We start from the raw sequence: 6295 nt of genomic DNA on the forward strand, positions 1-6295 counted from the left end.
AAGTCTGGTAGGCGCCATTATTTCCAGTGTTTTTGGCTATTATGGTTATAGAAGCCGTAAGGACACTTTCATGCTTTAAAACGTCTACCTGTCTTCCTTTAAAGCAAATACATAAAAAGCTGCACGCATAGTGCAGCTTTTTTGCAAAATTTTCTGATTGTCTTTTTGTATCATTGTCTCTCATATCAGACAACTTCACCAGCCCATCATCCTTAATACTCCCCTTAAAAAAAACATAAGGAGTTGCTCATCGCTGCCAATAGGCATTGTTCTTGTTTTGGAAAAGAGCTCTGAAAACTTCCTTTCTCAACTGATCATCAAGAAAAACTATACAAAGCATGGGATATACCATAAACACGTAGAAGAAAATTGTACCTTATAACCTCTTGGGGAGGAGCATTGTGACAAAGAAAAAATCCATGATTGTCACCCAAATGGGGCTTTTCCTTGTTTTGGGCTTTAGCAGCTTTGCCGATGAAACAGCACAAGTTACATTTGCTCTCCACTTAGCAGAAAGCACAGCATCTATTTCAATGCTGCTGTTTGCAGGGCTTGTCGGGGCAATTTGTGCAGGCCCCATTGCACCACATCTCTTACATCGCTTCCAACCAGCGCGAACAGTACCCATTGTTTTATTGTTTGAAGCACTTTTCATAGCTGTTGCCGCAATCGCCAACCAATTTTGGGTTTACATTGCACTTTCTTTCGCACTAGGTTGTGCTGGTTCACTCTTTTGGTCCGCTATCCTCGTTTCCGTCCCAGAATTTGCAACCAATGATCAGCAACTAGACCGTATCAACCGCATTATCCAAACAGTCCGTAATCTTGGCTATATTGCAGGACCACTGTTAGGGGGCGTGTTGTATGGAATATCAAACGGGCAAAAAGGGCTCTTTGCACTATCCATCATGGTTCTCTGTGCAACCTTTATCACTCTCTTCTGTTTTAAAAGTTTAAAAATTCATACGCCAACAACAAACACAACGCAAAACAGCAAAAAAGGGCTAGATTTAACGGGTCTCTTGCGTAAAAAAAATGTTGTCTATGCTCTTTCTCCCCTCATCATTACCATCATCCTCACCTCTGCTCTCAACGTCTTATCGATTGTCCGCATCCGCACTGAGCTGTACTTCAGTGCAGAAACCTATGGGATAATCACAAGCATGTTAAGTCTTGGCCTCGTGGTTGGTCCACTCTGTTTCTCCAGCCTTTTTCATCGCTTTGGCAATGCCGCTGGTGCATCACTTGCCGCTACAATAATTGGTTTTGCAATTTTCTGCTTTTCCTTAACACATATTGTATGGTTGATGATGCTGTCATTTTTCATCCTTGGGGGTGCTAACGGCGTGCAAAATGCTCTGATGGCAAGTTTTATGATGAAAGCCATTCAGAAAGAACACCGAAACAACCAAATGCCTGCCTATATCTTTATCATACAAACAGCGGTGTGCCTTGGCTTTCTAGGAGCCGGTTTTGTAAAAGTGCATCACACCCAAAGCACACTGTTTATCATTGGCATCGCCACCATGATCACAGGCATATTAGGCTTTATCATAAACCGCACTATGCAAAAAAAGGAATATGATAATGGTTAACGAACTTTGCTATCTTTGCTCTCAAGCAAACCAAACCCAAAAATGGCATGACAATCACCACCCAATCAAATTTCAATAAAATCCCTATCAAATCGTTGTATCCCATGCAACCCCATACCAACCCAATAGGACTTTGATAAACCACTCTTTAATGTAGAGCAACTAACAACCCTCCCCAAAGCTTGATATTTTAAAGTAAAAAAAAACGATAACATCATGCAACAAGATCCTATAGGCTTAAACTTTTACAATGGAACAGGCGGCTATGTGTGGCAACTGGCAGACTATATGCGACATGATTGTCATGAGAGCTCCCACACACTTGAATTGCAAAAACCAACGCCGCCCATAGCCATCAATTCTTTCGCTGTCTACCCAAGTGAACTCAATCCTTTATCACGCGTTCAATGGGCAAAAGATGTACAAATAATAAAAAACAAACCAGCACTCATTGGCAAACGGCAAATACAACCCATCACCATTGTTTCTACAAAAGGAGCGGCATTTGGCGGATTCGACTTTCCCACATTTGAAGCACTTCGTGAAGGCTGCCTTGTCCAATCACTGAGGGAAATACAATTCAATGATACTCTTCTTGCCTCTGGAAGTCTTTTGATATCACTTTTACAACACGGTCTCATCGAAACAGATCAAAAAGCATTTTCAGAAAATGATGCAACCGCTCTTTTACGAGAGCCAACATGTATTATCATAGATTCTTCTCTTGGCAGTCTTGCCATTAATCAACTCAATGGGCGTACAATCCGGCTTCATGAAAAAACAAAACATCTCTTGAAGCAAGCCACCACACCAATGCACATTCAACACCCTATAGAGGATTCAATAAAATTTTTTGTAAAAGCAGGAATGCTACGATTGGTAAAATTATAAGGATAAAAAGATGCAGCTGATAAGACCTGGCATGGGAACAGAAAATAGTGCACAGCTCATTTATGCGCTTATTCAAATGGCAAGACCGCGCACAGTCATTGAAATCGGTGCTGGTGATAGTACGCGCTTGATTGCTAAAGCACTGCAAAAAGCAAAACAAGCATGGCAACAAGATAAAAAACTTTTAGAATCTTCTACCTGGGAAGAGCGTACAGCTTTGCTTGATCCTTCAGGAATCCTTGAGAATTACGAACCTCGGCTTATCACCATTGATGATTTTACAGTCGAAGGTCAATCAGCAGAAGAAGCATAGCAAAAACTGCTTCAAGACGGTATTGAAAAAAACATGGTAACATTTATCCATGAGAATTTTTTCTCTCTTGATGAAAGCACCCTCAAATCTTGGGGACCAATAGATTTTGCTTGGCTTGATGCTGGAACGCCCGCAGATGACGTGCGATTTGTTATAACCCTTTGGGAACACATCACCGCGGGTGGTTATCTTTTTCTGCATGAACCAACCATAACAACAACAATTGCTCTCAATGGCGAACAACGGGTTCGACGTGTTAGAACTCCCATCTGGGAAGAAATTCTCTACCGGCTTGATGGCTCCTATGAAGCTTTAACACTCCCCGAAAACCACAAATATCGCCAAGGTGGTCTGGGGATTATTCGCAAACGCACCTCTGCCGAACAAATTGTACGCGCACAATCGCTACAAGCAGAACTCATAGAAATCAATGAACTGCCCATTCGCAATGATCTTTTGCCCATGGGGAAAGAAACCCTTCACAAACGCAATACCCGCAATTCACTGATCTCTGCCATGACGTCACCGACACTGCGTACTGTTTATGCCGCCATTATCCTTGGTGCAAAAAATCTTACTGATATCCTCAAACATGTCGATTCAGATGCCAAAAACATTCACAAATCCATCAATCGCCTTTTGAATCTCGGACTTATTCACAACACAACAGAAGGATTTCAAGCCGAAGAGACAGTGTGGAAAATGCTAGAAAATAAACATGAGCGGAATAGGGAAAATTTAAGCGACCGCCATTTAGAAACAGAAGAGATGCTATCAAAAATTGGTGAAGCCTTTCAGAAGGAAAAAATCTATAGCGAAACGGAAGTTTCCAAGATATGCAACCTCTTTACGATAGACTTTGCCCGATTACGACGCACTCTTGTTGAGAGAGGTTTTTTACAACGCCATGGAGGAAAATATCAACGCATGCGCTAAAAGAGAATTGAAAAATGATTAGCGAACGCTATCGTTTTTCTTCTCTATTTCAAGAGAATGAATAACCTTCCACTAAAAAAATATAATTTCATTAAAAGGTTACAAAATCATTCATCCCATTCATATGTTGACAATCTATGGAGATGAGATTAGCGTGCCCTCTTCGCAAGAGATGCAATGGGGAGGAACAAGAGTGCGGGATGCCAATTGGTTATCAAAAAGGATTGGGTGGTTATCAAAAAGAATTAGAAATAGTCAAAACCATCAGGAGAAGATATAGGATCAAGGTCTCAATGATCTTACGATTGTTGCGCGAACATCTGGGCACAGTGTTGTTGCTCAATCCAAATCATGCTCGATATTTCTAAAAACATCGTAGAAAAAACAATATTCTTGCATTGGACTGGCTAGTGAATCAAGAAAGATACTATTTCAACGAAATGTGCACAGCAGAAATAGGGCTGGCAAAACTTCCTCAAAAGATACAACAAAATGTCTTTGATCATTTAACAACACTTCTATGGAAATTCCATGGGCAAAAATAAAATTCCTTTTTTCATCTATAGCACAGTTTTCCTTTCTGAATTTTCCTTTTTCTTTGTACTCCCTCTGCTTGGAAACTCTTCTCTCATAACTGCTGCCAATGTTGCTTTTTATCTCGCTGGATCGGTAATCCTTGAAAGCATTCTCATGGTAACCACAACAGGTTTATTAGAAAGATTTTCGCGTAAACTCTTAATGGCTACCGCCTTTATTTTAAGGAGTAGCGCTTTTGTGTGCATTATCCTATCGCTCACACCTTCTGCATGGTTGATCTTTTTTACCTTAATGGCTTTTTCGAAAGCAATTTCAAAGCCATTTTTGAGAGAAATTTTATCAGAACATCTCAATGAAAATGCTCTTAAACGCGCATTAACTCTCTATTCTTTTTTTCAAAATGCTGCTGTCGTTATCGCCCCTCTTGTTGCAACGAGTGCCATAAAATACAACGCATCAACCTTCTTAATGGCTTTTTTTGCACTCATTGGTTTGTATCTTTGTGTTCTATCCATTCAAATTGTTTATCATTACCCGCATAAAACATTATCTCTTGAAAAGAATAAAAAAACAAAAAAAGCTCTTCTTTCTTCTTTAAAAACAATAATACATAATCGTTCTATTGCTTATTTACTGGTCACGGCTTTGCTTTGTGCATACCTCATGGGAATTTTCATCACCACCACAACACTTCTCAGTAAATTTGACAGCAATCTCGCCCCTTATAGTGGAATTTTCTTTTCAATTGTTGGCATCAGTATTTGTATCTGGCAAGGAATAATCAATAAACATCTCAGCCTTTCCGATAAATCAACTTTCTACCTATTATGGCTTATGGGAAGTTTCTCCTCATTTTTCCTCATGGGTGGGGTCTTTACCGCTGTGACTGCATTAATTGCCTACAGTGTCTATGAATCTGTCATGATTCCAGAAATATACTATCAAGCAGGGAAAACAACTACATCCCTCTCTGCCAGTGTTCTTTTCAGTTATATTCTTGTTATTTCAAATATTGGCCAAGCCGCCGGCTCATGGACAAGTGGATGGATTATCAGCCATTTCAACAATCATATCGCTTTCACCTTTTGCATGATTGTTGGTGCCTCCGCCTTTGCTTCTTGCCTTTGCCTCATGCAAACGAAAAAATAAGCAGCTTCCATATCACATATAGTTTTTGCAACCGGTGGCACAACAAGAGCACTCAAAACACTTCGCCATAAATGGCTCAATTATGATTTTGTAACACACTCTGCGGCAAAGAAGCTCGAAACTGTCTTTAAAGATTGCTCTGTAAACGCCGTTGCAAATTGTCTCATAGCTTAAAGGATTATGAGATAGACAAGCGTAAGGTAGCTACATTCTGCACGAATAATATTCTATTGATATCCATGTGCAACACAGCCAAATCATTTTTCTTATAATTTGCTCATTTCTGCCATGACCTCACCGACACTACGCGCTGTCTATACTGTTATTATACTTGGTGCTAAAATTCTTTCTGATATCCTCAAACTTGTCAATTCAGAGACCAAAAACATTCACAAATCTATTAATCGCCTTTTAAACCTTGGTCTTATTCAAAACACAACAGAGGGATTTCAAGCAATCGATAAATTATGGCAAGCGCTAGAAGATAAAAATGTACGAAATATGGAAATTTTTAGCGATCACCATTTAGAAACAGAAGATATACTTACAAAAATTGCAGAAGCATTTCAAATAGGAAAAACTATCGCGAAACGGAAACATAAAAAATATGTAGCCTTTTTACTTTAGATTTTGCGAGATTAAGACGAATCTTGGTGGAAAATGGATTTTTAAGACGATATGCAAGCAAATATCAGCGCATACGTTGAAAGAAAAAATTCAAGCATTTGAGTTTTTCTTATGCAGCGTTTTGTTTTTTTGTTTTCTGTAAAGAGAGTTTAGGCCAGCTATGCGCCCCCCTTAGTATTTAGTGATATAGATAGTTTGGAGTTCAATGAATTGTTTGCAGTTTTTTTGTTACAAAAAGTTGGCAGAT

8 protein-coding genes are annotated in these 6295 nt (G+C 39.5%); 7 read left to right on the plus strand and 1 reads right to left on the minus strand.

The genetic code is table 11. The features are described from left to right. A partial coding sequence (locus ACFIMC_RS04845; protein ID WP_375680776.1) for a hypothetical protein occupies nt 1-199 on the minus strand: 199 nt, incomplete at its 3' end. A gap of 202 nt (nt 200-401) precedes the next feature. On the opposite strand from ACFIMC_RS04845, the gene ACFIMC_RS04850 reads away from it, so the two are divergent. From ACFIMC_RS04850 to ACFIMC_RS04880, 7 genes are all read left to right on the plus strand, one after another. Next, the gene (locus ACFIMC_RS04850) at nt 402-1595 is read left to right on the plus strand and encodes an MFS transporter (protein ID WP_375672167.1); all 1194 of its coding nucleotides are present in this window, start codon (nt 402-404) and stop codon (nt 1593-1595) included. A gap of 216 nt (nt 1596-1811) precedes the next feature. After that, nucleotides 1812-2486 carry a hypothetical protein gene (locus ACFIMC_RS04855; RefSeq protein ID WP_375612578.1) on the plus strand — a complete coding sequence of 225 codons (675 nt, stop codon included), beginning with the start codon at nt 1812-1814 and terminating at the stop codon, nt 2484-2486. Between the two features lie 10 nt (nt 2487-2496). Then, nucleotides 2497-2799 (plus strand): hypothetical protein, encoded by a 303-nt coding sequence (locus ACFIMC_RS04860; RefSeq protein ID WP_375680778.1) that lies wholly within the window; start codon nt 2497-2499, stop codon nt 2797-2799. Nucleotides 2800-2832: 33 nt separating this feature from the next. Next, nucleotides 2833-3735 (plus strand): DUF2087 domain-containing protein, encoded by a 903-nt coding sequence (locus ACFIMC_RS04865; RefSeq protein WP_375680779.1) that lies wholly within the window; start codon nt 2833-2835, stop codon nt 3733-3735. A gap of 531 nt (nt 3736-4266) precedes the next feature. Continuing rightward, complete coding sequence (locus ACFIMC_RS04870) at nt 4267-5421, plus strand: MFS transporter (protein WP_375680780.1); 1155 nt, start codon at nt 4267-4269, stop codon at nt 5419-5421. 288 nt (nt 5422-5709) lie between these two features. Then, nucleotides 5710-6048 carry a hypothetical protein gene (locus ACFIMC_RS04875; protein WP_375638868.1) on the plus strand — a complete coding sequence of 113 codons (339 nt, stop codon included), beginning with the start codon at nt 5710-5712 and terminating at the stop codon, nt 6046-6048. 26 nt (nt 6049-6074) lie between these two features. Continuing rightward, nucleotides 6075-6128 carry a hypothetical protein gene (locus ACFIMC_RS04880; RefSeq protein ID WP_375638870.1) on the plus strand — a complete coding sequence of 18 codons (54 nt, stop codon included), beginning with the start codon at nt 6075-6077 and terminating at the stop codon, nt 6126-6128. The last annotated feature ends 167 nt before the right edge of the window (nt 6129-6295 follow it).

The sequence above is a fragment of the Bartonella sp. AP21QHHD genome, from assembly GCF_042196205.1.
GTDB lineage: Bacteria > Pseudomonadota > Alphaproteobacteria > Rhizobiales > Rhizobiaceae > Bartonella.